Annotated in this window: 22 protein-coding genes, 1 tRNA gene, 2 pseudogenes and 1 riboswitch; of the genes and pseudogenes, 5 read left to right on the forward strand and 20 right to left on the reverse strand. The window is 71.3% G+C overall.

Annotation, left to right across the window (positions count from 1 at the left end; all coding sequences use genetic code 11):
- Positions 1-2: 2 nt before the first annotated feature.
- The 7 genes and pseudogenes from AC1VM9_RS04650 to AC1VM9_RS04680 all read right to left on the reverse strand — a co-directional run bounded on the left by AC1VM9_RS04650 (position 3) and on the right by AC1VM9_RS04680 (position 6,772).
- Positions 3-731 (reverse strand): gamma-glutamyl-gamma-aminobutyrate hydrolase family protein, encoded by a 729-nt coding sequence (locus tag AC1VM9_RS04650; RefSeq protein WP_481347527.1) that lies wholly within the window; start codon positions 729-731, stop codon positions 3-5.
- Entirely contained in the window at positions 728-2,221 is a 1,494-nt protein-coding gene (locus AC1VM9_RS04655) for an aldehyde dehydrogenase (protein WP_483121459.1), read from the reverse strand. Before AC1VM9_RS04655 ends, AC1VM9_RS04650 begins: the two co-directional genes overlap by 4 nt.
- 496 nt (positions 2,222-2,717) lie before the next feature.
- Positions 2,718-2,939 (reverse strand): annotated as a pseudogene (locus AC1VM9_RS04660) (hypothetical protein); the annotation flags it as partial.
- Between the two features lie 52 nt (positions 2,940-2,991).
- Positions 2,992-3,063, reverse strand: a tRNA-Thr gene (locus tag AC1VM9_RS04665).
- Positions 3,064-3,254: 191 nt separating this feature from the next.
- Positions 3,255-3,917 (reverse strand): transglycosylase family protein, encoded by a 663-nt coding sequence (locus AC1VM9_RS04670; protein ID WP_481346754.1) that lies wholly within the window; start codon positions 3,915-3,917, stop codon positions 3,255-3,257.
- 5 nt (positions 3,918-3,922) lie between these two features.
- Positions 3,923-4,108, reverse strand: a riboswitch (cyclic di-AMP (ydaO/yuaA leader).
- A gap of 324 nt (positions 4,109-4,432) precedes the next feature.
- A complete protein-coding gene (locus AC1VM9_RS04675; RefSeq protein ID WP_481346753.1) occupies positions 4,433-6,277 on the reverse strand; it encodes a serine/threonine-protein kinase in 1,845 nt (614 codons plus the stop codon).
- Positions 6,278-6,340: 63 nt separating this feature from the next.
- Entirely contained in the window at positions 6,341-6,772 is a 432-nt protein-coding gene (locus AC1VM9_RS04680) for a CBS domain-containing protein (protein ID WP_481341688.1), read from the reverse strand.
- A 289-nt stretch (positions 6,773-7,061) separates the two neighbouring features.
- Here AC1VM9_RS04680 and AC1VM9_RS04685 point away from each other — a divergent pair, with 289 nt between their 5' ends.
- The 3 genes and pseudogenes from AC1VM9_RS04685 to AC1VM9_RS04695 all read left to right on the forward strand — a co-directional run bounded on the left by AC1VM9_RS04685 (position 7,062) and on the right by AC1VM9_RS04695 (position 9,341).
- On the forward strand, positions 7,062-8,540 hold the full coding sequence (locus AC1VM9_RS04685; protein ID WP_481346752.1) for an alpha,alpha-trehalose-phosphate synthase (UDP-forming): 1,479 nt from the start codon (positions 7,062-7,064) through the stop codon (positions 8,538-8,540).
- A gap of 107 nt (positions 8,541-8,647) precedes the next feature.
- Positions 8,648-9,025, forward strand: a pseudogene (locus AC1VM9_RS04690) (trehalose-phosphatase); the annotation flags it as partial.
- A gap of 169 nt (positions 9,026-9,194) precedes the next feature.
- Positions 9,195-9,341: a hypothetical protein gene (locus AC1VM9_RS04695; protein WP_483121462.1), complete on the forward strand. Its 147-nt coding sequence runs from the start codon at positions 9,195-9,197 to the stop codon at positions 9,339-9,341.
- Between the two features lie 64 nt (positions 9,342-9,405).
- Here AC1VM9_RS04695 and AC1VM9_RS04700 read toward each other — a convergent pair whose 3' ends face one another.
- From AC1VM9_RS04700 to AC1VM9_RS04720, 5 genes are all read right to left on the reverse strand, one after another.
- Positions 9,406-10,419: a LacI family DNA-binding transcriptional regulator gene (locus AC1VM9_RS04700; protein WP_481341691.1), complete on the reverse strand. Its 1,014-nt coding sequence runs from the start codon at positions 10,417-10,419 to the stop codon at positions 9,406-9,408.
- A gap of 1 nt (position 10,420) precedes the next feature.
- Positions 10,421-12,313: a glycoside hydrolase family 13 protein gene (locus AC1VM9_RS04705; protein ID WP_481341692.1), complete on the reverse strand. Its 1,893-nt coding sequence runs from the start codon at positions 12,311-12,313 to the stop codon at positions 10,421-10,423.
- Complete coding sequence (locus tag AC1VM9_RS04710; RefSeq protein WP_481341693.1) at positions 12,310-13,221, reverse strand: sugar ABC transporter permease; 912 nt, start codon at positions 13,219-13,221, stop codon at positions 12,310-12,312. The genes AC1VM9_RS04705 and AC1VM9_RS04710 overlap by 4 nt, the downstream gene beginning before the upstream one ends.
- Position 13,222: 1 nt before the next feature.
- Positions 13,223-14,779, reverse strand: coding sequence for an ABC transporter permease subunit (locus tag AC1VM9_RS04715; protein ID WP_483121465.1), 1,557 nt, complete (start codon positions 14,777-14,779; stop codon positions 13,223-13,225).
- 114 nt (positions 14,780-14,893) lie between these two features.
- Positions 14,894-16,204 (reverse strand): sugar ABC transporter substrate-binding protein, encoded by a 1,311-nt coding sequence (locus AC1VM9_RS04720; RefSeq protein WP_481342533.1) that lies wholly within the window; start codon positions 16,202-16,204, stop codon positions 14,894-14,896.
- Between the two features lie 311 nt (positions 16,205-16,515).
- Here AC1VM9_RS04720 and AC1VM9_RS04725 point away from each other — a divergent pair, with 311 nt between their 5' ends.
- A complete protein-coding gene (locus AC1VM9_RS04725) occupies positions 16,516-17,619 on the forward strand; it encodes an ABC transporter ATP-binding protein (RefSeq protein ID WP_481342534.1) in 1,104 nt (367 codons plus the stop codon).
- A gap of 160 nt (positions 17,620-17,779) precedes the next feature.
- The gene (locus AC1VM9_RS04730) at positions 17,780-19,024 is read left to right on the forward strand and encodes a DUF4032 domain-containing protein (RefSeq protein WP_481342535.1); all 1,245 of its coding nucleotides are present in this window, start codon (positions 17,780-17,782) and stop codon (positions 19,022-19,024) included.
- Positions 19,025-19,063: 39 nt separating this feature from the next.
- Here the strand turns inward: AC1VM9_RS04730 and AC1VM9_RS04735 are convergent, their stop codons facing one another.
- The 8 genes from AC1VM9_RS04735 to AC1VM9_RS04770 all read right to left on the reverse strand — a co-directional run bounded on the left by AC1VM9_RS04735 (position 19,064) and on the right by AC1VM9_RS04770 (position 25,699).
- Positions 19,064-19,579, reverse strand: a complete 516-nt coding sequence (locus AC1VM9_RS04735; protein WP_481346568.1) for a vitamin K epoxide reductase family protein — start codon at positions 19,577-19,579, stop codon at positions 19,064-19,066.
- A 117-nt stretch (positions 19,580-19,696) separates the two neighbouring features.
- Positions 19,697-20,443, reverse strand: a complete 747-nt coding sequence (locus tag AC1VM9_RS04740; RefSeq protein WP_483121467.1) for a DUF929 family protein — start codon at positions 20,441-20,443, stop codon at positions 19,697-19,699.
- A 173-nt stretch (positions 20,444-20,616) separates the two neighbouring features.
- On the reverse strand, positions 20,617-21,588 hold the full coding sequence (gene rlmB / locus AC1VM9_RS04745) for a 23S rRNA (guanosine(2251)-2'-O)-methyltransferase RlmB (RefSeq protein WP_483121469.1): 972 nt from the start codon (positions 21,586-21,588) through the stop codon (positions 20,617-20,619).
- A 29-nt stretch (positions 21,589-21,617) separates the two neighbouring features.
- Positions 21,618-23,069, reverse strand: a complete 1,452-nt coding sequence (gene cysS, locus AC1VM9_RS04750) for a cysteine--tRNA ligase (RefSeq protein ID WP_483121471.1) — start codon at positions 23,067-23,069, stop codon at positions 21,618-21,620.
- A gap of 52 nt (positions 23,070-23,121) precedes the next feature.
- A complete protein-coding gene (ispF, locus tag AC1VM9_RS04755) occupies positions 23,122-23,610 on the reverse strand; it encodes a 2-C-methyl-D-erythritol 2,4-cyclodiphosphate synthase (protein WP_483121473.1) in 489 nt (162 codons plus the stop codon).
- On the reverse strand, positions 23,607-24,395 hold the full coding sequence (locus tag AC1VM9_RS04760) for an SDR family oxidoreductase (RefSeq protein ID WP_483121475.1): 789 nt from the start codon (positions 24,393-24,395) through the stop codon (positions 23,607-23,609). Before AC1VM9_RS04760 ends, ispF begins: the two co-directional genes overlap by 4 nt.
- Before the next feature lie 18 nt (positions 24,396-24,413).
- Positions 24,414-25,220 carry a 2-C-methyl-D-erythritol 4-phosphate cytidylyltransferase gene (gene ispD / locus AC1VM9_RS04765; protein ID WP_483123971.1) on the reverse strand — a complete coding sequence of 269 codons (807 nt, stop codon included), beginning with the start codon at positions 25,218-25,220 and terminating at the stop codon, positions 24,414-24,416.
- Positions 25,217-25,699 (reverse strand): CarD family transcriptional regulator, encoded by a 483-nt coding sequence (locus tag AC1VM9_RS04770; RefSeq protein ID WP_076261794.1) that lies wholly within the window; start codon positions 25,697-25,699, stop codon positions 25,217-25,219. Before AC1VM9_RS04770 ends, ispD begins: the two co-directional genes overlap by 4 nt.
- Positions 25,700-25,908: the final 209 nt, after the last annotated feature.

Genomic DNA, 25,908 nt, shown 5'->3' on the forward strand with positions numbered 1-25,908 from the left:
TTTCAGCTCGACGGCTGCAGCGTCCGACGGCTGGCTGCCACGAACTGGGTGAAGATGCCCTTCTGCAGGGGGTCGATCGCCGCGGTGTCTTCCGGGTGCCACTGCACGCCCAGGAACCATGGCGTGTCGGGTGCAACCATCTCGACGGCCTCCACGGTGCCGTCTACCGACCGGGCGACCGCCACCAACCCATCACCCAGCCGGTCCAGCGCCTGATGGTGGTAGCAGCTGACCGACAGCATGCGGGTGCCGAGAGCCTGGGTCAGGGCGCACCCCGGCTCGAGTGCGAGCTCGGAGACGACATGGCGGTGCGGACGATCCATGTGAGCAACCAGGGTTCCGCCCATCGCGACGTTCGCCACCTGCAGCCCCCGGCAGACGGCAAGCAGCGGCCGCCCGGTGCGAAACGCCCATCGCGCCACAGCGAGGTCGAAGGCGTCCTGCTCAGGATCCATGTCGTAGTGCTCCGCATGCTCGACGCCGCCATACAGGGCCGGCGTGATGTCTCCGCCTCCGGGCAGTAGCACTCCGTCAGCGAAGTCGAAGCGATCGGCGACCTGCACCTCATCCACCAGCCCGTCCGGCGCGTGAGGATGCACGGCGACCGGCTCACCCCCGGCCTCGAACACTGCAGTAGCCAAGGCGCGCGCAGTGACCTCAGCGCGAAACCTCAGGGCTGACGCGGACTCGGAGAACCGAGCCGGAACAATGATCAGCGGTCGACGGCTCACAGGGCCAGCCAGGTGGTCTTGAGCTCCGTGTACTTCTCCAGCGCGTGGACGGACTTGTCACGAGCGTTGCCGCTCTGCTTGTAACCGCCGAAGGGAACGGTCATGTCGCCCTCCTCGTAACAGTTCACCCACACCGTCCCGGCTTGGAGCCGGCGGGAGACCCGGTGGGCGGTTCCGACGTCGCGGGTCCACACGGCGGCGGCGAGGCCGTAGACCGAGTCGTTTGCCATACGCACGGCCTCGGCCTCGTCCTCGAACGTGAGAACCGACAGGACCGGCCCGAACACCTCATCCCGGGCGATGGCCATGTGCGGCTCGACGTTGTCCAGCACGGTGGGCCGGGAGTAGAAGCCGTCCTGCGGAACGGGTGGCCTACCCCCGCCGGTACGTAACCGCGCGCCCTCATCGAGGGCCCGGGCGGTGTGCGCCTCGACTCGCTCCCGATGAGCTGCGCTGACCAGCGGACCGACCTGGGTCCCAGGGTCCAGCGGGTCACCGATGTGCAGCGCTTCCGCAGCCCGGACGACCCCATCGACCACCTCGTCTCGCACCGAACGGTGCACAAGGAGACGCGAGGGTGCCGTGCACATCTCGCCCTGGTTGAAGAAGATGTTTCCGGCGGTGCCCGCCACAGCTGCAGGAAGGTCGGCGTCCGGCAGCACGATGCTCGGTGACTTCCCGCCGAGCTCCAGCCAGACCCGTTTCAAGTTGGAGTCCGCGGCGTAGCGCAGGAACTCCCTGCCAACCTCCGTCGACCCGGTGAAGGCGACCGTGTCGACGTCGGGGTGCAGTGCCAGGGCTCGCGGCGTCGTAGAACCCTGGCCCGTAACGACATTGAGCACGCCATCGGGCAGACCTGCCTCGAGCGCGAGTTCCGCCACCCGCAAGGCCGACAGCGACGACAGCTCCGATGGTCGCACCACGATGGTGCATCCAACCGCCAGAGCGGGAGCCACCTTCCATGCCAGCAGGGTCATGGGGAAGTTCCACGGCACGACCACGCCAACCACTCCAACCGGTTCGCGCGTGACGAGCGCGAGCGCATTGCTGCCAACCTCGGGCACCTCACCAGTCAGCTTGTCCGCCCACTCGGCATACCAGCGGTAGCACGCGACGGTCGTCCGCATCTCGATCGAATGCGCATACTCGATGGGCTTACCCATCTCGAGCGAGACCAACAAGGCAAGCTCGTCGCGGCGAGCCTCGATGACATCGGCGAAACGGTGCAGCACACGCTTCCGATCCGCAGGGGACATCCGGGACCAGGGCGAATCGGCAAAGGCACGCCGGGCCGCCGCGACCGCCATGTCGACATCGACGGCCGTCCCGTCCGGGACTGTCGCCAAGGGCTTTCCGTCTCGAGGCGCCAGGACCTCCATCACGCGTCCGTCCGCCGCCGGCCGGCAGCGACCATCGATGACCATCAGCCGGGGCGGGGCCAGCGATTCCGCTTGGGCGCGCCACATCTCTGCTGTCTGTCCGGCTGGCATCGGGTGACCCTTCGTTGCGAGGAGGTTCGCGGGTGGGCCTCCTCAGCAGACGGATCCATGCTCAGGAGGCGGTTCGCTGGTAGACGCGGGTGCGTTTTTCTACAGGTGTCCAACTTAAGCCCGGGCCGAAGAGTCGTCAAGCGCTCAAGAGTCGCCCGCCACGACGCCAGACATGTCGGTCACGCTTTCGATAAGGGTTGGCTCTGGGTCCAAGGGGTGCGGCCCAGCGCGAAGTGGCGAAAGCAGCCCCGCCGCTACGAGCTGAGTCGCCGAGCAGCCGGGCCACACCCGAAGGCCCGATGCCGTGCAGGCCCAGCAGCGAGGTCCCGGTCGCCGCGACGAGCTGCTACAGCTCGGTGTCGGCGGCCTTCTTCTTGGCATGGATCCGCTCCAGGCCGGCCACCAGCTCCATGGCCACGCGCTTGCGGGTCTTGCCCACGGCGTCCCGCGCCCGGACCCCCGGCCAGCAGCGCCTTGGCTTGGGCGGAGCACGGTGTCTAGTGAGATCCGGCCCGATGTAGCTGGCCTGCCATCGTTTCGAGGGCAATCTTCGCAAGTATCCGAAACCCTCGGCGGTTCGGCCTACTTGACACTCTGGTCGCCGTCCTGCGTGCTGCCGGACGGGCAGCGGCGGCGAGCGAGTCCGGCAATCTGCGTGCGAGGCCGAGTGGCTTACCGCCCCTACCCCTCCACTCGTGTCCCTCGACGTCCCTCGCACCCATAACGGCGAAACCGCAGGTCAGGGGCACTATCCGACGCGCTGAGCACAGAGCTGGCGGGGGACTCGAACCCCCAACCACCTGTTTACAAGACAGGTGCGCTGCCAATTGCGCCACGCCAGCGGTACCGGTGGAGCGACTATCGCCCCGCCCGGTCGGGCGCCAGCGTAACCGAGCACTAGCCTCCGGGCCCAGACCGGTCGAGGAGCGGAGCCCTGCCCCACCATGGAACCAGGGCGACACATGAAGGACGGCCCCGCGGGACCCAGGGGTTGGTCGCGCGAGGCCGTCCGGTCAGGCTCGGTCAGACAGCGTCACGGCAGACGCAGCACCTGGCCGACGTAGATGAGGTTCGGGTTGTGCACCCGAGCCTTGTTCGCAGCGTACAGCGTCTTCCAGCCGCCGGAGACGTGGTACCGCTGCGCCAGCGTGCCCAGCGTGTCGCCCCGACGGACGGTCACCCGCTTGCCGGTTCCGGCGTAGCTGTTGACCTTCTTCGTCGTCTTCTTCGTCGCGTAGGTCTTCTTCTTCGAGACCTTCTTCTTCGTCGTGACCGGCTTGCGGTCGCTCGAGCGCGACGCGGCGGCGTCGGCGCCACCGTTGGCTCGGGTCAGACCCGCGCGCTTGGAGCAGACCGGCCACGCACCGGGGCCCTGCACGGCGAGGACCTTCTGGGCGATGGTGATCTGCTCGGCCTTGCTCGCGAGGTCGGCGCGGGAGGCGTAGGCGCGACCGCCGAAGCCGACCCAGGTGCTGCTCGAGAACTGCAGGCCGCCGTAGTAGCCGTTGCCGGTGTTGATGTGCCAGTTGCCACCGGACTCGCACTGGGCGACCGCGTCCCACACGGTGGCGGCCTTGGCCGACCCGGCGGCGGTGACGCCACCGACGACGGTGGCCGCTCCGGCGATGCCGACTCCGGCGATGCGCTGCTTCATCGAGACCCGCTTGGCGGCAGCATGCTTGGACAGGTACTGCATAGGGGTATTCCTTCCTGACGCGCGCCTGCGGGGTTAGCTGTCGGGTTGGGGACGTCAGGTGCCCTGCCGCGGCTGCGGCTTCACCCCAAGGTCAGTCGAGTCGGCCCTCGACCGTCGGCGAACGACGGTCTTCGACATGACAACTCACTGACCACACTGGGTCCCCCGTCCTCGCCCGGCCCACGGGTGTGGGCTGCGTCCCTGGCTGGCGAGGCTCGGCGCGCTCAGGGACCGGATTGCTGGGTGTCCATGTGAAGTTATCCAGCGTGCCGTGTGGAGGCCGGACGCACGGCGCCTACCGGTGGTGGACACCCCGGAAACCCGAGACCACCCCTTTCCGGCCCGGAGAACCGGGACCGCCGAGGCACGACGGTACGTGACGAGTGAATGAACCACAACCCGATCCGAGATGATTTCGTGATCTTCTCGAGATCTGGCCTTGACCGAACGGGGCCGATCGGCAAGGACCGGACGGCGGCCGCCACGGACGCCGCCACACCCACCCCGCGAGCGCTTCAGCGGGTGAACGGGTTGCCGCTGAAGGGCAGCCAGGTCAGGCTCGAACCTTGGTCGACGGCGACGAGCCCGACGACGAGCCCGGCAACGACCAGTGCCACCGCGACGACCTGCGACGGTGTCCCCACCGGCACGAGCCGGCGCACGATCGAGCGGGACCCGCGGCGCAGCGACACCCCGCCGGGACCCCACCACAGCATGGCGAGCCCCGCGATGCCACCGACGGCGAGCGTCGTCGGCGATCCCGGCCCGAGGTCGGAACCGGTGGCACCGGCCAGCAGGAACGCCGTCGCGAAGATGCCCGCGAGCGCCACCGCGAGCGGCAGCACCAGGCTCACGGCCGTGGCGACGGCGCCGACGAGGAGGTGCCACGGACTCGTCACGACGGCGAGCGGGATGTCGGTGCCGCGGCGGCCATGGGCGTACCGACGGAACACGAGCGCGGACACCGACCGGTCGGTGGCGCGGGCGACGACGGACCACACGAGCAGCGCGAGGAACGCGTACCCCGGCCAGGACATCAGGGCGCCGACCCAGGCGATGCCCGCGGCCCCGAGCAGCCCGGTGCGCATGGCCAGGCCGATGCGGGGGTCACCCTCGCGCGGGGCCTGCTCGGGTTCCTCCTCGTCCCAGTCGTCGTCCCAGTCGTCGGGCCCGGCGCCCGGGCCGTGGCGCTCGTCGTAGAGGTCCCGGCCACGGTCACCGTCCCACGGTGCCGGGTCGTGCTGGGGCGCGGCGCTGCGACGCGGCCCGCTCGGCGGCGGCGCCCACCGGACGTCGTCCGGGGCGGGCCGCGTCAGGAACGGCGTCGGCGACGGGCTCGGCGGCGGGGCCACCGGCGGCAGGACCGCGGTACCGCGGTCCGGGAAGACCTGCGTGTCGCCCGCGGCGTCGAGGACCTCGGTGCGCCCGTCGTCCCACGGGGCGCTCGGGGAGGGCACGGTGGCCGCCCGCCCGGCGGCGTACTGCTCGAGGGCGGCGATGACCTCGTCGGCCTGCGGCCGGCGGGCCGGGTCGGGCGAGAGGGAGGCACGCAGCAGCGGCACGAGACGGGGATCGACACCGTCGACGTCGACGTCACCGGCGCGCACTCGGCTCAGCACGGCGTCCATCCGCGAGCGCCCGAACGGGGGGCGACCGGACGCGGCGTACGTGATCGTCGCCGCCCAGCCCCACCAGTCGGTGGCGTCGGTGATCGGGGCACCCTCGACGAGCTCGGGCGACAGGTAGCCGGGCGTGCCCATGACCAGACCGCCGACGGTGTGCCGGACGTCGTCCTGCACGTGCGCGATGCCGAAGTCGATGAGGACCGGCTCGCCCTCCTCGACGAGGACGTTGCCGGGCTTGATGTCGCGGTGCACGACGCCGCACGCGTGGATCGACCGGATCGCCTCCGCGACGCCTCGCGCGAGGCTGACGAGCTCGCCCGGATGGAGCGGGCCGTGCTCCTCGACGATCTCGTCGAGCGCCGGCCCGGGCACGTAGCGGGTGACGATGTACGGGCGCGGGCCCATGACGTCGGCGTCGATGACGCTCGCGACGCGCGGGTCGCGGACGCGCGAGAGCGTCTCGACCTCACGCATGAGGCGCTGCCGGGCGTCGGCGTCGTGGGCCACGTGCGCCCGCAGCACCTTGATGGCGACGGCACGCCCGCGCGGGTCGAGGGCGAGGTGCACGACGCCCATGCCGCCCTCGCCGATCTCCTCGACGAGGCGGTACGGTCCGATGCGCCCGGAGCCGTACGCGTCGCGGCCGGCGCCGATGGGCACGCCGCCGGTGCGCGGGCCGGTGCGCCGGCCGGACCGCGGAGCGGCGACCCGCTCGGTCCGGTCGTACGCAGTCATGCTCCTACGGTATGCGACCGCAGGGGGTGTCGCCGACGACCTCGGCGCGTGGCGCAGGTCGGCTCAGCGGGAGATGTAGTCCCGCAGCTGGTCACGCTCGGACTGCAGCTCGGACAGCCGGTGCTTGACGATGTCACCGATGCTGACGATGGCGGTGAGGCGGCCCTCGTCGTCGAGGATCGGCACGTGGCGCACCCGCTGCTCGGTCATCGTCGCGGCGAGGTCGGCGATGTTGTCCGCGGCGGTGCCCGTGGACACCTCGCTCGTCATGATCTGCGACACCGGTGCGTCGAGGATGCCGGCCCCGGCGGCGTGCAGGTGCCGTACGACGTCGCGCTCGCTGACGATGCCCTCGACGGTCGTGCCGTCGGAGCTGACGACGACGGCTCCGATGCGGTGCTCGTCGAGCACGGCGAGCAGCCCGGACACCGTCTCGTCGGGCCGGACGGTGACGACCCCGCCGCCCTTCGCCCTCAGCACGTCAGAAATCTTCACGGCGACCTCCTTCACCTCGGGTGAGTGCCCCGGACACGTGCCTCCGTCGATCTCGACGACCCTGCGCGGTGCCCTGACTCGACCCTAGAGCGCACGCCGACGGGGCGCCACCGTTCCCTCGTTAGAGTGAGACCGATCCGCCGGCACGTCCTCGCGCCGACGCGACCGCCGCGGTCCCGCCCGTCGCCACCCGAGTCGTCTCGGTGGGTATGCCGGGTGGTGGCCAGGCAGCACGACCTGCACGACGTCACCCGCGGCGTCGCGCCCCAACGACAGGAGCTGATCCCCGGTGCCGTCCGACCGGCAGACCTTCGACCTCGTCATCGCGGCGAACCGCCTCCCCGTCGACAAGGTGGTCCTCGACGACGGCGCCAGCGAGTGGCGCCGCTCCCCCGGCGGTCTCGTCACCGCGATGGAGTCGGTGATGCGCTCGCAGCCCGGCGCGTGGGTGGGCTGGGCCGGGGACTCCGGCGAGGCGCCCGAACCGTTCGACGAGCACGGCATCCACCTGCACCCGGTGGCGCTGTCCGCCGACGAGGTCCGCGACTACTACGAGGGCTTCTCCAACGACACCCTGTGGCCGATCTACCACGACGTCATCGTGCCGGCCACCTTCCACCGCGAGTGGTGGGCCGCCTACCAGGCCGTCAACGAGCGGTTCGCCCGCGCCGTTGCGGAGGTGGCCGCCGAGGGCGCCCGCGTCTGGGTGCAGGACTACCAGCTCCAGCTCGTCCCGGCCCTCGTGCGCCGGCTGCGACCCGACGTGCGGATCGGCTGGTTCAACCACATCCCGTTCCCGCCGGTCGAGCTGTTCGCCCAGCTGCCGTGGCGAGCCCAGCTGCTCGAGGGGCTGCTCGGCGCCGACTTCCTCGGCTTCCAGCGCCAGGCCGACGCCCGCAACTTCGTCCGCGCGTGCCGGCAGCTGCTCGGGGCACCGACGAAGCGGGACCTCGTCACGGTCGAGGGCACCGGGCGGCGCGTCCGGGCAGCGGCCATCCCGATCTCCGTCGACTTCCACGGCCTGGAGGAGCTGGCCAGGACCCCCGAGGTCATGGCGCGGGCGCGCGAGATCCGCGAGAGCCTCGGCAACCCCGAGGTGCTCATGCTCGGCGTCGACCGCCTCGACTACACCAAGGGCATCCGGCACCGCCTCAAGGCCTACGAGGAGCTGTTGTCCGAGCGGCGCCTCGGCCCACCGGAGGTGACGCTCGTCCAGGTCGCGACGCCGAGCCGTGAGCGCGTCGACGCCTACCGCAACCTCCGGGCGGAGATCGAGCAGACGGTGGGCCGGATCAACGGGGACCTCGGCAAGATCGGCGCGCCGGCAGTGCACTACATGCACCACTCGTACCCGCGCGAGGAGATGGCGGCGCTGTTCCAGGCCGCCGACGTCATGCTCGTCACCCCGCTGCGCGACGGCATGAACCTCGTCGCCAAGGAGTACGTGACCTGCCGGTACGACCTCGGCGGCGCCCTCGTGCTGTCGGAGTTCACCGGCGCCTGGCACGAGCTGCACCAGGCCTTCGCGTGCAACCCGCACGACATCGAGGGCCTCAAGCAGACGATCCTGCGCGCCATCAACACTCCGGCCAAGGACAAGCAGCGGATCATGAGGGCGCTGCGCCGACGCGTCGCCGACCACGACGTCCAGCGGTGGGCCGCGCGCTTCCTCGCCGCCCTCGACGCGGCCCCCGACGTGCCGCATCCGGTGCCCGACGACGCGGCCGGCCGCGCGCCCGGGTCCACCCGTCGGGAGGCGACGGCATGAGCGCGTCCGCGCTGCCCGACACAGCCCTCCGGCAGGCGGCGTCGGCGCCGACGCTGCTCGTCGCCACCGACTACGACGGCGTGCTGGCGCCGTTCGACACCGACCCGATGCGCGCCGCGCCCCTGCCCGGCAGCGTCGACACGCTGCGCGCCCTGGCCGGGCTGCCGGGCGTCACCGTCGCCGTTGTCTCCGGTCGCGACCTCGCCACGCTGCGCATCCTGACCCGTATCACCGAGGACGAGCCGCTCGTGCTCATCGGCAGCCACGGCGCGGAGTCCTCGGACGGGCGGGTGCGCGCGGCGATGGAGGCCGCGGCCGTCACCCCCGACGACGAGGTCACCCTCGCCGAGCTGCGCTCAGACATCGAGGCGCTCGTCAAGGAGCGCCACCCCGACGCAGGCATCGAGCACAAGGCGGCCGCGGTCGTGGTGCACACGCGCGGCCTGCCGAGGGAGGTCGGCGATGCGGCCATCGCGGACGCCCGACGCGTGGCCCTCGACCACCAGGGCGTCAAGGTGCTCAAGGGCAAGTCGGTGCTCGAGCTTCTCGGTCTCCCACGCGGACAAGGGATCCGCGGTCACCGCCCTCGGCCGGGCGGTCGGCGCCACGGCTCGCGTCTACCTCGGCGACGACGTCACCGACGAGGACGCCTTCATGAGGATGACGCGTCCCGAGGACGTCACGGTCAAGGTCGGCACCGGCTCGACCGCGGCCCGCTACCGCCTCGACGACGAGCCCGCCGTCGCCCGGTTCCTCACCAGCCTGCTCGAGGAACGCCGGGGAACGCACACGGCCGACTGACCGCGGGCGCGCGCGCTGACCGCCGGCGCACGCACGCCACGTTCGCCGCGTCCGGCGTGTCGGGTCAACGGTGCCGGGCGGCGCCCGTCGAGCCGCGCACGACCAGCTCGGGCCGGAACACGTACTCCGCACGCGGAGAAGGCTGCCCGGCGATCTCGTCGAGCAGCGCCCGCACCGTCGCGGCGCTCATCGCGTTGACGCTCTGGCGCACCGTCGTCAGCGGCGGGTCGGTGAAGGCGATGAGCGTCGAGTCGTCGTACCCCACGACCGAGAAGTCGCGCGGCACCTGCAGGCCGCGCTTGCGCGCCTCGCGGATCGCACCGAGCGCCATGAGGTCCGAGCCGCAGACGACAGCGGTCGCCCCCCGGTCGAGCAGCCGCCCGGCAGCGGAGGCCCCGCCCTCCACCGAGAACAGCGACCGCTCAATGAGGTCGTCGACGTCGGGCCGGCCGGTGAGCTCCTGCATGGAGTGGCGGAACCCGGCGATCTTGCGGATGACGGGCACGTACCGGTCCGGGCCGACGGCCAGGCCGATCTCGCGGTGCCCGAGCGCCACGAGGTGCTCGAGGGCCAGCCCCATGGACGCGACGTCGTCGTTGCTGATGAAGGGCGCGTCGACACCCTCGATGTAGCCGTTGACGAGCACGAGCGGCAGCCCCCGCTCGCGCAGCGCGATGTAGCGCTCGGGGTCGGTCATCGTGTCGGCGTGCAGCCCGGAGATGAAGATGATGCCGGCGACGCCGCGCTCGAGGAGCATCTGGACGTAGTCGTCCTCGTGGACTCCCCCGGCCACCTGGGTGCACAGCACCGGCGTGTAGCCGTTCTGCGCGAGCGAGCTCTCGATGATCTGCGCGAACGCGGGGAAGATCGGGTTGGTCAGCTCCGGGACGATGAGTCCGACGAGACCGGCGCTCTTGCGCCGCAGGCGGCTCGGTCGGTCGTAGCCGAGGACGTCGAGGGCCGTCAGCACCGCCTGCTTCGTCGACTCGGCCACGCCGGGCTTGCCGTTGAGCACGCGCGACACCGTCGCCTCGGACACGTTCGCCTGCTCGGCGATGTCGCGCAGCCGTGCCTTCACCTCAGTGCCCTCTCCGTCGGACGTGCCTGGCGCCGCCGTCGGTGGGCCTCCACGTCCAGATGCGCACCCCCGGGCCGGTCGCCGACAGTGTGACAGCACGGGCGCCGATCTTCGGACGGTGTCCGTACGCCGACGTGCCCTCCTCGATGCCGCCGAGGTGGCGCCTGTCGACCACGACGGGCTCGTGGGCGGCGCGGGCGACGTGGACGAGGGCCACCTCGTCGGCCGTCTCGCGGAGGAAGACGATGGCATCACCCGCGGCGTGCACCCAGCGCAGACCGCCGTGCCGAAGCGCGGCGGACCGCCTCCGGGCCGAGATCAGTCCTCGGTAGGTCCCCAGGATCCTGGTGTCCCAAGCCGACTCGTCCCACGGCATCGGACGGCGGCCGTCCTCGCCGAAGCTGCCCCGCATGCCGATCTCGTCACCGTAGGTCAGCATGGGCATCGACGGTAGCGTGAAGAGCAGGCCGGCGGCCGCGTCGACCCTGCGGTCGTCGTCGCCGACGAGGGTGCGCACGCGGGTCGAGTCGTGCGAGCCGACGAGGTTGAACGAGTGGACGAGCGAGGACCACGCGATGCGGGAGGTGAAGTCCCGCATCGTCTCGACGACGGCGTCTGCTTCGAGCAGCGGCACGGGCACCGGCGCGCCGAGGAAGTTCGGGTCCCCGGTCTCCTCGCGCAGCCACGTCCACACCGGCTTGCAGAACCCGGCGTAGTTCATGACGCCGTGCCAGCCGTCACCCGGCATGTCGACCGTGTAGTCGTGGACGTGCTCGCCGACGAGGAGCGCCTCCGGTGCCCATCGCCCCAGCGCGTCGCGCATCTGGGCGGCCACCTCGTGGTTGACGTCGGTGGCGCGCCACCGGCCGGTCATGTTCGCGACGTCGACGCGCCAGCCGTCGAGCCCGCCCGAGCGCCCCAGCCACTTGCGCACGACACCGGAGCGGTCCTCGAAGAGGCGCCGGCGGAGGCCGTGGTTGAGGTGGTTGAGCTTGGGCAGGGACTTCACGCCGAGCCACGAGACGTAGTCGTGGCCCTGCCAGATGTAGTAGTCGCGCTCCGGGGTCCCCTTGCCGTTGGGTCCGGACGCCGTGAGGAACCACTCGTGCGCGTCGCCCGTGTGGTTCGTCGTGAAGTCCCCGAGGACCTTCATCCCCCGCTCGTGCGCGGCGGTCGTCAGGCGACGCAGCGCGGCATCGCCCCCGAGCAGCGGGTCGACGGCCTCGAAGGAGGACGCGTCGTAGCGGTGGTTGGAGCGGCCCGGGAAGAACGGCGTCAGGTACACGACGTCGACGCCGAGGGACTCGAGGTGGTCGAGGCGCTCGACGACGCCGTCGAGGTCGCCGCCGTAGAGCTGGTGGGCGATGGCGCGCCGGCTCGTGTCCACCGGGTCGTCCCACGCCGCCGGCACCGCCCAGTCGGGCACGGCGCGGCGGTCGGCCCGGGCCGACCGGGCGAACCGGTCGGGGAAGATCTGGTAGACGACGGAGCCCTGGGCCCACGCCGGCGCCGGGCGCTCGTGCGCGACGAGGCGGAAGTCGCTCGCGTCGGGCACGTCGCGCAGGTGCACGCCGGTGCCGTTGAGCCATGCGTACCTCGTCGGGCCACCGGCGAGCAGGAACCGGTAGGTCGTCACCGGGTTGTGGCAGACGAGGCTCGCCTTCCACCACGCGTCGGTGGCCGTCGTCCGCACGAGGCGCGCCCTGGCGAACTGCTGCTCGCCGTCCGGCGCCGTACGCACGTGCACGGCGTCGACCTCGCACTCGAGCGGCACGCGCACGAGCAGGTCGACGGTGTCGCCCAACCGTGGCGTGAGGTTCGAGACGTAGCGGGCGGAACCGTCGTGATGCGGTTCGGACAGGAGGGTGGGGATCGGTGCGGGGCTCGGGCTCACTTGACCGAGCCCGCGGTGAGCCCGCCCACCAGATACCTCTGGACGGCGAAGTAGAGGGCCATGACCGGCACCGACGCGAGGAGGGCGCCGGCGCAGAACGGGCCGAAGTACTTGTTCTTGTCCGCCTTGAGCAGCGACCACAGGCCCACGGCGAGAGTCTGGTTCTCCGCGTCCTTGAGGAAGATGCTCGCGAGCAGGAACTCGCTGAAGAGGCCGACGAACGACAGCATCGCGACCGTCGCGAGGATCGGCAGGACGAGGCGCAGCGTCATCGTGAAGAAGATGCGCGCGTGGCTGGCGCCGTCGACCTTCGCCGCCTCGTCGAGCTCGCGCGGCACCGTGTCGAAGTACCCCTTGAAGAGCCAGACGTTGGCCCCCATGGCACCACCGAGGTAGGCGATGATGAGGCCGGCCTGGGTGTTGAGGCCGATCGGAGGCACGGAGTCCCCGATGTAGTCGAACGTCAGGTACATCGCCACGAACGCGAGCATGACGGGGAACATCTGCGCCAGCAGGAGCGCCATGAGCCCGCCCCGGCGGCCGTAGAAGCGCATCCGCGAGAACGCGTACGCCGCGGAGGCGCCGATCATCACGCTCGCGAACGCTCCGACACCGCAGATGACGAGCGTGTTCCGGTACCACGACCAGTACGGACGCAGGTCGAACAGCTCGCCGAAGTTGCCGAAACCGGCGTTGTTCGGCAGCAGGCTCGTCGTGCTCAGCGTCCCCGACGGGTTGACCGCCGCCGACACGATGAACACGAGCGGGAACAGCGCCCAGACGAGGGCGACCGCCGCCAGCACGTACTTCCACCACATGCCGGACCGACGCTTCTGCCCGACCGGGTGGATCGCGTTGGCCTGCTCGAGGTCGGCCGAGGTCGTGGCCGTCGTCGTGGTCGTCGCCATGTCAGTTCACCTCTTCCAGGGCCTTGGTCTGGCGGAAGCCGATGAACGACATGACCGCCACGATGAAGAAGATGATGATCGAGATCGCCGCCGCGTAGCCGAAGTTCGGTGCCGCGCTCGTGAAGGCGAGGCGGTACGCGTACGTGATGAGCAGGTCGCTGGACCCGATGGCGCTCTGGCTGCCCTCGAACGGCCCGCCCTCGGTCATGAGGAAGATCAGGCTGAAGTTGTTGAAGTTGAAGGCGAACGAGGCGATGAGCAGCGGCCCGACGGCGACGAGGACGAGCGGCATGATGATCGACCGGACCGTCCGGAAGCCGGTGGCGCCGTCGATGGCCGCGGCCTCCTTGACGTCGCCCGGGACCGACTGCAGCGCACCGGTGCACACGATGAACATGTAGGGGAAGCCGAGCCACAGGTTGGTGATGAGGATCGCCGCCTTGGCCGCCGTGCCGCTGCCGAGCCAGTCGACCGTCAGGCCGGTGACGTTGTTGATGAGCCCGAACTGCTGGTTGAACATCGAGGCCCAGACGAGAGCCGTGACGAAGCCGGGCAGCGCGTAGGGCAGGACGAGGACCGCGCGCATGATCTTCTTGCCCTTGAGCCGGTCGTCGTTGAAGAGCAGGGCGAGGGCGAGCCCGAGCAGGAACGTCGAGAGCACCGACACGGCCGCGAAGACGAAGTTCCACAGCAGGATCTTGAAGAACCCGGAACGCAGCGTCGGGTCGGTCAGCGCGTTCGAGAAGTTCTTGAAGCCGACGCTCTCCTTCCAGCCCTGCGGGAGCCGGTCGTTGGGGTCGGCCAGGTTGACCCACGACGCGTTGTTCGGGCCGTACACCTTCGCGGGCTGCCCGTCGGCGACCGGCCGGCTGTCGGTGAGCCGGTCGGTGCTCGCGTCGTAGCTGACGGCCGGCTTGCCCTCGAACGCCTCGGACAGGCCCACCCGCTTGATGGCGGCCCCACCGCCCGTCGGGACGGAGAAGTCGTCGAGGTCCTGGCGGCCGTTGACCTCGCGACCGTTGAGGATCGTGTAGCCCTTGACCGCGGTGACCTTCCCGGTCAGGCCGGCGGTCACGTCGCCGGCCGGCAGCTCGGTGAGGCCGTCCTTGGTCCCCGCGTAGACCTTCTTGGTCGTCGGGTCGGTCAGGATGTAGACCGGGTCGCCGGTGGCCTTGTCGTCACCGGCCTTGACCGCGACGCTCAGCGCGTAGCGGGGCTTGCCGGGCACCTCCTCCACCGAGGAGCCGACGATGGCCGCGACCGACTCCTCCTTGCTCAGGCTGTGGCCGTCGCCCCAGTTCGTGAACGCCGTGGCGCCGGTGAAGACGGCCGGCCAGATCTGGAAGGCGAGGAAGAAGACGAGGCCGGGGAACAGGTACTTGGCCGGGACGTTGCGCCGCGTGGAGTACACGAGGAGCACCGCCAGACCGACGAGCCCGAGCACCACGGTGCCGATGAGCTGACCGTTGGCGGCGAACAGGCCGGCCATGTAGACGACGGCGGCCAGGACGACCGCGATGACGACCCACTTGAGCACGACGTAGGGAGAGCGACTCATCGTTGAATCTCCGTCGGGAGGGAAGGGCTGGGGGCGGTGGTCCGCGGGCGGTGGCCGGAGCGCGGGGCCCCGGCCACCGCCCGCGGTGGGTACGACGTCAGGTCGACGCGGGCGTCAGCCCTTCTTGATGTTGGCGACGATCTCCTTCGCGGCGGCGGCGAAGCGCTCCTGCGCGCCGGCCTTGCCGGAGATGACGTCCGCACCGGCCTGGCCCAGCGGGCCCCACACGGAGTTCATGGCGGGGATGTTCGGCATCGGCAGGGCACCCTGGCCGGCCTCGAACCACGCCTTGACGTCGGGGTCGCTCGCCGCGACCTGCTGGTAGGCCTCGGTCAGGGCCGGCGGGCGGTGGCCGACGTTGAACAGGTCGACCTGGAGGTCCTTGTTCGGGACGTACTTGGTGACGAACTCCTCCGCGAAGGCCTTGTTCTTGGCCTTGGCCGAGACGTAGAACATCTGGACGCCGAGGAACGGCTCCATCTTCTTGCCGCCGATCGTCGGCAGCGGCGAGATGGCGTACTTGATGCCGGCCTTCTTGGCCTTGTCGATGGCCCACGGGCCGGTGATGTAGTACGGGTACTTGCCCGAGTCGAAGAGCGCGTCGGCGTTGGTGCCGTCGACGTTCGTCGTCAGGACCTTCTCCTTGCCGAGCTTCGCGAGCTGCTCGGCGCCCTGGATCGAGCCGGCGTTGTCGACGATGACCTTGTTGGGGTCGTAGTCGCCGTTGTCCTTCTGCGCGAAGATGCCGCCGCCGAAGGCCTTGAGGTACGGGTAGGTGTAGTACGCGTTGCCGACCTTGGAGACCTCCTGCACGACGGTCCCGTCGGCCTTGCCGGCCGCCTTGAGCTCCTTGCCCTTGGCGACCATCTCCTCGTAGGTCTTCGGGGCATCGGGCGCGAGGGCGGTGTTGCGCACGACGCCGATGTTCTCGACGGCGTAGGGCACGCCGTAGATCTGGCCGTTGAACTTCGTGGCCGCCATGGCGTCCTTGGAGAACTTGGCCTGCAGGTCGCTCGAGAGGTTGATCGGCGACACCGCGTTGTTCTGGACGAGCTCGCCGAGCCAGTCGTGCGCGCCGACGATGACGTCCGGGCCCTTGCCCGCGTTCGTGGCGTCCTTGAAGTTGGCGCGGACGTCGGGGGCCACCTGGACGGCCACCTTGATGCCCTGCTCCTGGCCGAACATGTCCGCGTACTTCTTGATCGCCGCGGCACGGTCGTTGTCGGTCCAGATCACGAGGTCGACCGACGCGTCACGGACCGGGGCGGCCGTGGTGTTCGACGGGGCGGGGGCCGCGGACGAGGTCGTCGTCGAGCTCGAGCCTCCCGCGGTGTTCGTCGTGGTGGGGGTGGAACCACCACAGGCGCTGAGGGCCAGGGCGGCAACACCCGTGACGGCGACAGCGCCGAACGCACGCTTGTGCATGGATTCTCCTTTGAAGCCTGGTGGCACACGCCGCCACCGGTGGCGCAGACCATAGCAAGAAGTTGCAGCGATCTTTCCATCCACTTGCAGCAAGATCTTGCAACGATCGGGAAACGATTCCTGGACACCGCGCTCGCCGGCCCTCGGCTGCGCTCGGGGTACGACGGGCCGGCGCCGGCCGTCCGGGGTGAGCCAGGGGTGGTCACCACGGCGGGCATGCGGCAGGATGGCGGTGCCTGCCCGCCCGGGCGGCAGCCCTTTACAACGGATCGTCCGGCACGTTCCTGCCGGTGAAGGAAGGCAAAGAAGCCATGGCAACAGTGACGTTCGACAACGCGACGCGTCAGTACCCGGGAAACCCGGTGCCGTCCGTCGACAAGCTCAACATCGACATCGCGGACGGTGAGTTCCTCGTCCTCGTCGGACCCTCCGGGTGCGGCAAGTCCACCTCGCTGCGCATGCTCGCCGGCCTCGAGGAGGTCAACGGCGGCCGCATCCTCATCGGTGACCGCGACGTGACGAACCTGTCCCCCAAGGACCGCGACGTCGCGATGGTGTTCCAGAACTACGCGCTCTACCCGCACATGACGGTCGCGGACAACATGGGCTTCGCGCTCAAGATCGCCGGCGTCGACAAGGCCGAGATCCGCAAGCGCGTCGACGAGGCCGCCAAGATCCTCGACCTCGAGCCGTACCTCGACCGCAAGCCGAAGGCCCTCTCCGGTGGCCAGCGCCAGCGCGTCGCCATGGGCCGCGCCATCGTCCGCTCGCCCCAGGTGTTCCTCATGGACGAGCCGCTGTCGAACCTCGACGCCAAGCTCCGGGTGCAGACCCGCACGCAGATCGCCTCGCTCCAGCGGCGCCTCGGCGTCACGACGGTGTACGTCACGCACGACCAGATCGAGGCCATGACGATGGGCGACCGCGTCGCGGTCCTCAAGGACGGCATCCTCCAGCAGTGCGACACCCCGCGCCGGATGTACGACCACCCCGCCAACGTCTTCGTCGCCGGCTTCATCGGGTCTCCGGCCATGAACCTGCTCGATGTCCCGCTGACCGAGTCGGGCGCCGACTTCGGCGGCCACGCGGTGCCGATCGAGCGGGGCCTGCTCGGCGGCGTCGGGAAGCACATCACGATGGGCGTCCGCCCCGAGGACCTCGAGGTGGCCGAGGACGGCGCGGGCCTGGCTGTCACTGTCGACGTCGTCGAGGAGCTCGGCGCCGACGCGTACATCTACGGCTCGACCAAGGCCCACCAGATCGACATCGAGGGCGACGAGGAGTCGGGCAAGCCGTTCATCGCCCGCGTCGACGGTCGCCGTCCCCCGGAGAAGGGCCAGGTCCTGCACCTCAAGCCCAAGCAGGGTCACGTCCACCTGTTCAACCCGGAGTCGGGCGAGCGCATCGGGGACTGAGCACGACGCGCCAACGGCACACGCCGCCGGGCCGGCACCCTTCGCGGGGTGCCGGCCCGGTGCCGTCTCCCGGCGACCCGCCTCGCGTCCTCCTTGCGCCGGGTGCCCATGAGCCGCCGGCGGATCGACGCCCCTCCCGGGCGCGTGCCACGATGAGCGCGTGACGCTGGAGATCACCACCGCCCGGCCCGAGTCGGCCCTCCTCGACCTGCCGTGGTCCACGCCCCTCGAGGACTGGCCCGAGAGCACCCTGGCAGCCCTCCCCCGTGGCATCTCGCGCCACGTCGTGCGCTTCGTCAAGCTGGGGCGACGTGTCCTCGCCGTCAAGGAGATCAAGTCCGACATCGCCGACCGCGAGTACGCGATGCTGCGCAACCTGCGCCGCCTCGACATCCCGTGCGTCGAGCCGTTCGGCGTCGTCCACGGCCGCACCGACGCCGACGGGGAGCCGCTCGACGCGTGCCTCGTCACCCGGCACCTGCAGTTCTCCCTGCCCTACCGGGCCCTCTACAGCCAGAACCTGCGGCCCGACACCGCGGTGCGGCTCATGGACGCCCTCGCCCTGCTCCTCGTGCGGCTGCACCTGCACGGCTTCTGGTGGGGCGACGTGTCGCTGTCGAACACCCTCTTCCGCCGCGACGCCGGGGCCTTCGCCGCCTACCTCGTCGACGCCGAGACGGGCGAGCTGCACCCCTCGCTGTCCAACGGGCAGCGCGAGCACGACCTGGACATCGCCCGGGTCAACATCGCCGGGGAGCTCATGGACCTCCAGGCCGGCGGCTTCCTCGAGGAGCAGGCCGACCCGTTCGAGGTGTCCGGCTCGATCATCGAGCGCTACCACGCCCTGTGGGAGGCCCTGACCGGCACCGAGCGGTTCGAGGTCGGTGACCGGTGGCGGGTCGACGAGCGGATCCGCCGCCTCAACGAGCTCGGCTTCGACGTCGACGAGCTGCAGATCACCACCGACATCGGCGGCACCGAGATCGTCATCACCCCCAAGGTCGTCGACGCCGGCCACCACTCGCGGCGTCTGCTGCGCCTCACCGGCCTCGACGTCGGCGAGAACCAGGCACGCCGCCTGCTCAACGACCTCGACGCCTACGTCGCGGCCACGGACCAGCAGGGCGTCGACGAGGAGATCGTCGCGCACGAGTGGCTCTCCAAGGTCTACGAGCCGGTCGTGCGGTCGGTGCCGCGCGAGCTCGTCGGTCGCCTCGAGCCGGCCGAGGTGTTCCACGAGATCCTCGAGCACCGCTGGTACATGAGCGAGCGGGCGGGCGGGGACGTGCCGATGGACGAGGCGGTGCGCGACTACCTGTCGACGGTGCTGCCCGCCAAGCCGGAGGAGCAGTCGGTGCTCGGGGTCGACACCGAGGAGATGCCGGTCATCAGCCGGCTGGACTGACCTCGGTCAAGCCTCGGTCCCGCCTCGGTCACACCTCGGTCACGCGTCGTAGGCCGTCTCGTCGGCAGGCCCGGACAGGATCTGCCCGAAGAGCACGACGACCCACAGCAGGAACGTCACGACGTGGACCGCCGTGCACCACAGGCAGATCGAGTGGATGCGGTACAGCTCGGCCCACACGAGGTAGAGCACCATGCCGAGACCCACGGTGAGCCAGCCGAGGCGCGCCACGTCGAGCCAGCCGACCCGGCTGCGCCACGTCGAGGGCCACACCAGGGGCAGCAGCACGAGGAAGAAGACGAGCCCGAGCAGCGCGACCGGGACCCCCATGAACGTGCTCCACGCGCTCGTCGTCACCTTGGCGCAGTCGACGATGCCCCCGATGCTGCACGCGAGCGTCGCGTTGTCCGTGAAGTGCTCGACGGTCAGGTAGACCGAGACGCCGAGGCCGACCACGACGAGGGCGAGGGTCGTCGGGGCCAGCCACGGCGGGCGGACCCGCCCGCCCGGCGCACGGGTGCCGCCGGCGTGGCCGGCACGGTCGACGCGGCTCACGGCGTCACTTCTTCAGCAGGACGGAGGCCGACATGACGCCCGTCGACGTGCAGACGTTCGTCGGCTTGCCGCCGGTCAGCTGGCACAGCTGGGCCGAGATCGTGTTGATGGCCGGGGTCATCGTCCTGCCGATCGGGGAAGCGGGTCCTTGATGCCGGCGATGATCTGGTCGTAGGTCTTGCCCTCGAGAGCGTTGGCGTCGACGGTGGCTCCGCTCGTCGCGCGGGTGCCGCCGTAGTCGATCCACGGGATGCCCCCGCCGGGGTTGAACTTCTGGAACAGCTGGGCGTTCTCGCCGTCGAGGGTCTGCAGCGGCTTGCCGTCGCGGTCCTGGGTCTCGACGGCCTCGAAGGCGAGGACGTCGCTGGTGTACGTCGCCTTGGCGAACGTCCACGTCGGGGTGTCGGGGTGCACGTCGGTCGACGAGCTCGTCGTCGGGGCCAGGCCGCTGAAGCTGCCGAAGCGGGACAGCGCACCGATGAGGGCCCAGCGCTCCATGGCGCAGAACGGGCAGTACTCGGCACCGATGTAGAGGACCTTCGGCTTGCCGTCCTGCGTCAGCGGGGTGCCGCCCCGGAGCGGGGCCGGCGCACCGTTCGGGTCGGGCGCAGGCGCGGCGTCGAGGGTCGCCTGAGGCAGCGAGGTGAGCGAGGCCAGCGCGGCGTCGGCGCCGCTGGAGGCGGTGGCGGCCGGCGCCGGCGTGGGCCGGTTCGACACGGCGACCCCGACGGCCACCGCGACGATGACGACGACGACCGCGACGACGGCCGCGATGACCTGCCGGCGCTGGCGCTCCTGGCGGGCCGCCTCGGCCCGCATCTGCGCCGCGCGCGCGGCGGTCTCGGCCCTGCTGCTCTTGCCCACGTGTGCGTCCTTCGCTCGTTCCGGGGTGCTGCGACTACTACACGGCGTCGTATAACGGCGCCCACTCTACCGACGTCCCCTTGACCAGCGTCGGGCGCACCCGGTGAGTTCCCCGGACGTCTCAGCCGGGGTGACGCCGACGACGGGAGGCCCTCGCGGTCAGGCCCTCGCGGTCAGCGACGCCGCTGGCGGGCGATCTCGTAGAGGGTGACGCCGGTGGCCAGGCCGGCGTTGAGGGACTCGACGGCCGAGCTCATCGGGATCGAGACGATCTGGTCGCACGTCTCGCGGACGAGGCGCGACAGCCCCTTGCCCTCGGAGCCGGTGACGACGACGAGCGGCTCGGCGGCGAGCGCGAGGTCGGGCAGCTCGACGTCGCCATCCATGTCGAGACCGAGGATGAAGAAGCCGGCCCGCTTGAACTCCTCGAGGGCGCGCGTCAGGTTGCTCGCCTTGGCGACGGGGACACGCGCCGCCGCACCGGCCGAGGTCTTCCACGCCGAGGCCGTCATGCCGACCGAGCGGCGCTCGGGCACGACGACCCCGTGGCCTCCGAACGCCGCCACGGACCGGATGATGGCGCCGAGGTTGCGCGGGTCGGTGATGCCGTCCAGCGCCACGACGAGCGGCACACCGGGGGCCTCCGGGTCGATGAGGTCCGCCGGGTCCGCGTAGTCGTACGGCGGAACCTGCAGGGCCAGGCCCTGGTGCACGCCGCCGTCGGTGAGCCGGTCGAGCTCGCCGCGCGGGGTCTCGAGGATGGCGAGGCTGCGCTCGGTCGCCAGCTTGAGGGCCTCGCGGACGCGGTCGTCGGTGTCGATCCGCGTGGCGACGTACATCGTCGCCACCGGCACGTCGGCGCGCAGCGCCTCGACGACCGAGTTGCGGCCGTAGACCATCTCGCTCGAGGTCTTGCCGCGGCTCCTCGGGCGGGACTGGCCGCGCGCAGCGGAACCGGCGGGCCCGGATCCCGAGCGCTTCGCCGCCGCCTTCGCCCGCTTGTGGGCGGGGTGGTACTCGCGGTCGGCGGCCTTGGGCGTGGGGCCCTTGCCCTCGAGGCCGCGACGGCGCTGGCCGCCGGAGCCGACCGTCGGCTTCTTGCCGCTCTTGCGGACGGCGCCGCGACGCTGGGAGTTGCCTGGCATGGGAGTCCTTCGAGTGTGTCGGTCGGCGGTCAGTCCGCCGAGGCATCGGCGCGCTCGGGCCGCGCGAGCGACCACTGCGCGCCCGAGGGCGTGTCGGTGATGGTGATGCCCGCGGCCACGAGCGCGTCGCGGATCTCGTCGGCGCGAGCGAAGTCGCGCTCCTGGCGGGCGTGCTGGCGCGCCTCGAGCTGCACGCGCACGAGCGCGTCGAGCGCGGACTCCGCCGCCGCGTCGCTGCCACCGCGCGTGCCGCCCCAGTGGTCGGCGAGCGGGTTGACGCCCAGGACCTCGGTCATGGCGACGACGGACGCCGCCGCGGCGACCGCCGCCTCGTCGTCGGCGTCGTCGAGGGCCGTGTTGCCGGCGCGGACCGTGTCGTGGACGACGGCGAGGGCCCCGGACACGCCGAGGTCGTCGTCCATCGAGGCGACGAAGTCGGCCGGCAGGCTCGCCTCGGACGCAGCCGCCACGACGTCACCCCGGCGGGCGGCCCGCTCGAGGAACCCCTCGATGCGCTCGACCGCGGCGGCCGCCTCGTCGAGCGAGCCGGGGTGGTACTCGATCGTCGAACGGTAGTGCGCTGCAGTGAGGAAGTAGCGCAGGACGAGGGGACGCGTCGTCTCGAGCAGGTGGCGCACCTCGAGGGCGTTGCCGAGCGACTTGCCCATCTTCTGGCCCTTGACCGTGACCCACGCGTTGTGCAGCCAGTAGCGGGCGAAGCCGAGGCCCGCCGCTCGCGACTGGGCCAGCTCGTTCTCGTGGTGCGGGAAGCGCAGGTCGATGCCGCCGCCGTGGATGTCGAACTCGTCGCCGAGCCAGCGCCGGGCCATGGCCGAGCACTCGAGGTGCCAACCGGGCCGGCCCGCGCCGAACGGCGTCGGCCACGAGGCGGTCTCGGGCTCCTCGGCCTTGCGGCCCTTCCACAGCGCGAAGTCGCGGGGGTCGCGCTTGCCGCGGGGGTCGGCGTCCTCGGCCGCGACCATGTCGTCGATCGACTGGTGCGAGAGCGCCCCGTACTCGGGCCACGACCGGACGTCGAAGTAGACGTCGCCCGAGCCGTCGGGGGCCGGGTAGGCGTGGCCCTTCTCGACGAGGGTCTCCATGAGGGTCACCATGTCGGGCACGTGCCCCGTGGCCCGCGGCTCGTAGGAGGCGGGCAGGACGCCGAGCGCGTCGAGGGCCTGGCTGGTCAGGCGCTCGTTGTGGTAGCTGAGGGCGAACCAGTCCTCGCCGGACTCGGCCGCCTTGCGCAGCACCTTGTCGTCGATGTCGGTGACGTTGCGCACGAGGGTGACCTCGTAGCCGTGGCCGGTCTCGAGCCAGCGGCGCAGCACGTCGAAGGCGACGGCGAAGCGGACGTGGCCGATGTGCGGGGCACCCTGCGTCGTGAGCCCGCAGATGTACATGCCCACCCTGCCCGCCTCGCGCGGCGTGAAGTCGCGCAGCTGCCGGGCGGCGGTGTCGAACAGTCGTAGGCTCACCCGCGGCAGTCTATCGGCGCGCAGGCCCCGGTCCGGACGCGTGCGGCGGTCGTCAGCGCAGCGGGACGACGAGCGCGGTGGCGAGCGCAGCGACGCCCTCGCCCCGCCCGGTCAGGCCGAGACCGTCGGTCGTCGTGCCGCTGACCGAGACCGGCGCCCCGGCCGCCGCGGAGAGGGCCGTCTCCGCCTCGTCGCGGCGGGCGCCCACCTTGGGCTTGTTGCCCACGACCTGCACCGCCACGTTGCCGACCTCGAAGCCGGCCGCGCGCACGAGCCGTGCCGCCTCCGCGAGGAGCGTGACGCCCGACGCCCCGGCGAGCTCGGGCCGCGAGGTGCCGAAGTGGGCGCCCAGGTCCCCGATGCCCGCCGCGGAGAAGAGCGCGTCGCAGGCGGCGTGCGCCGCCACGTCGGCGTCGGAGTGCCCGTCGAGGCCGCGCTCGCCCGGCCAGTGCAGCCCGGCGACCCACAGCTCGCGGTCCGAGCCCTCGGGCGCGAGCGCGTGGACGTCGACGCCGATGCCGACCCGCGGCAGCGCGGTCACCGGCCGTCCTTCCAGTCGATGGGGCCGCGGTGCACCTTGTGCGGGGCCGCCTGGGCGACGGGCTTGACGACGAGGGTGTCGATGTTGACGTGCTGCGGCAGCCCGACGGCGAAGGCGATGCACCGGGCGACGTCGTCCGCCACGAGCGGCCGGTCCACGCCCTCGTAGACCTTGTCCGCCGCGGCCTGGTCGCCGTGCAGGCGGGTGAGCGAGAACTCCTCGGTCCGCACCATGCCGGGCCGGATGTCGACGACCCGGATGTTCTCGCCGTTGAGCTCGAGCCGCAGGGTCTCGGAGACGACCGACGTGCCGTGCTTGGCCGCGACGTAGCCGCCTCCACCCTCGTACACGCGCTCGCCGGCGATCGAGGACACGTCGACGATGGTCGCCCGGGCGGAGCGGCGCAGCAGTGGCAGCACGGCCTGGGTGACGCGCAACGTGCCGATGACGTTCGTCGCGTACATCCGCTCCCACTCGGCCGGGTCGGCGTCCTCGACCCGGGTGACGCCGAGGGCACCACCGGCGTTGTTGACGACGACGTCGCAGCGTCCGAGGGTCGCGACCCCGGCCTCGACGCCGGCCGTGTCGGTGACGTCCAGGACGAGCGCGCGGGCGGCCGGCCCGATCTTCTCGACGACGGCGTCCAGCTTCTCGCGGCGCCGGCCGGCGACGACCACGTCGAAGCCCTCCGCGGCGAGCCGCTCCGCGGTGGCCGCACCGATGCCGGTGCCGCCGCCGGTGATGAGGGCGAGGGGGCGGGTCGCGTCAGCGGTCTGCTCGGTCACGCGACCGAGGATAGGCGCTCAGTCGTTCGAGGTATCCGCGTGCCCCGGAGCGCGCGCGGTCACCTCGACTCGCGCCGCGAGCAGGTGGGCGGCGGTCTCGAGGTCGTCCGGGGTGGTCACCTTGAACGCGAGCCGGTCACCGTCGACGACGAGGACCGGCTCGCCGAGGCGCTCCACGAGCCCGGCGTCGTCGGTGGCCTCGCTCGAGACGGCGTGGGCTCGTGCGAGGACGTTGCGCGCGAACCCCTGCGGCGTCTGCACGGCCCGGAGGGCGGCCCGGTCCGGCGTCGCGAGGACCCGGCCGGAGGCGTCGACCTGCTTGACGGTGTCGACGACCGGGGTACCGGGCACGACGGCGACGGCCCCGGCCTCCAGGGCGGTCACCACACGGGCGAAGACCTCGGGCGGCGTCAGGCAGCGGGCGGCGTCGTGGACGAGGACGAGGTCGACCGACGCGTCGAGCACGGCCAGGCCGGCAGCGACGGAGTCGCCGCGCTCGGCCCCGCCGACGACGACGGTCACGCCGGGCACCGCGTTCACGGCGTGCTCCGCGTGCTGGGCGTGCTCCGCGTGCTCGGCGGCGGCGACGCGGCAGGCCTCCTGCGCCTCGCCCACCCGGTCGGCGGGGGCGACCACGACGAGCTGGTGCAGGTCCGGGCACGACAACGCCCCCCGCAGGGCGTGCCCGAGGAGGGGCCGCCCGGCGAGGGGCACGAACGCCTTGGGGACACCGGCCCCCAGACGCGAACCGGAGCCGGCCGCGACGACGATGACGCCGACGCGACCGGCTCCGGTGCTACCGTTCAGGAGAGGGCTCGCCGTCAGGAGGCGAGGACCTCGTCGAGGATCGACTCCGCCTTGTCCTCGTCGGTCTTCTCCGCGAGCGCGAGCTCGGAGACGAGGATCTGACGGGCCTTGGCGAGCATCCGCTTCTCGCCGGCCGAGAGGCCGCGGTCCTGGTCACGTCGCCAGAGGTCGCGGACGACCTCGGCCACCTTGATGACGTCGCCGGAGGCGAGCTTCTCGAGGTTGGCCTTGTACCGGCGGGACCAGTTGGTGGGCTCCTCGGTGTGCGGGGTGCGCAGGACCTCGAACACCCGGTCGAGACCCTCCTGCCCGACGACGTCGCGGACGCCGACGAGGTCGCAGTTCTCCGCGGGTACCTCAATCGTCAGGTCGCCCTGGGCGACCTTGAGCTTCAGGTAGAGCTTGTCCTCTCCCTTGATCGTGCGTGTGTTGATCTCCTCGATCAGTGCCGCCCCGTGGTGGGGGTACACGACCGTCTCGCCGACCTTGAAAACCATGTGCTGTTTTCCCCTTTCGCGACCTCCAGATTATCACGATCCGCAGCACACCGCGATCTCAGGATCTGGCATATGCGCAGGTCAGAGCCACAGTCGGTGATCCATCCGCCACCGTGCGCGTCTTGACAGAACGCCCGTGAACATGCTTCGCGCGAGCGCTTTCATCGCCGGTTCGGCGTCCGTTCGCCGTCGTCGGGGCGGCGCCGCGG

The organism is Monashia sp. HAY1-11D, assembly GCF_056868035.1.

Bases quoted from the DNA above. Each gene is read 5' to 3' on its own strand.
- AC1VM9_RS04720 (WP_481342533.1), bottom strand. From the start codon at position 16,204: ATGCACAAGCGTGCGTTCGGCGCTGTCGCCGTCACGGGTGTTGCCGCC.
- AC1VM9_RS04670 (WP_481346754.1), bottom strand. From the start codon at position 3,917: ATGCAGTACCTGTCCAAGCATGCTGCCGCCAAGCGGGTCTCGATGAAG.
- AC1VM9_RS04725 (WP_481342534.1), top strand. From the start codon at position 16,516: ATGGCAACAGTGACGTTCGACAACGCGACGCGTCAGTACCCGGGAAAC.
- AC1VM9_RS04770 (WP_076261794.1), bottom strand. From the start codon at position 25,699: ATGGTTTTCAAGGTCGGCGAGACGGTCGTGTACCCCCACCACGGGGCG.
- AC1VM9_RS04695 (WP_483121462.1), top strand. From the start codon at position 9,195: ATGAGGATGACGCGTCCCGAGGACGTCACGGTCAAGGTCGGCACCGGC.
- AC1VM9_RS04715 (WP_483121465.1), bottom strand. From the start codon at position 14,779: ATGAGTCGCTCTCCCTACGTCGTGCTCAAGTGGGTCGTCATCGCGGTC.
- AC1VM9_RS04710 (WP_481341693.1), bottom strand. From the start codon at position 13,221: ATGGCGACGACCACGACGACGGCCACGACCTCGGCCGACCTCGAGCAG.
- AC1VM9_RS04655 (WP_483121459.1), bottom strand. From the start codon at position 2,221: ATGCCAGCCGGACAGACAGCAGAGATGTGGCGCGCCCAAGCGGAATCG.
- AC1VM9_RS04675 (WP_481346753.1), bottom strand. From the start codon at position 6,277: ATGACTGCGTACGACCGGACCGAGCGGGTCGCCGCTCCGCGGTCCGGC.
- rlmB (WP_483121469.1), bottom strand. From the start codon at position 21,588: ATGCCAGGCAACTCCCAGCGTCGCGGCGCCGTCCGCAAGAGCGGCAAG.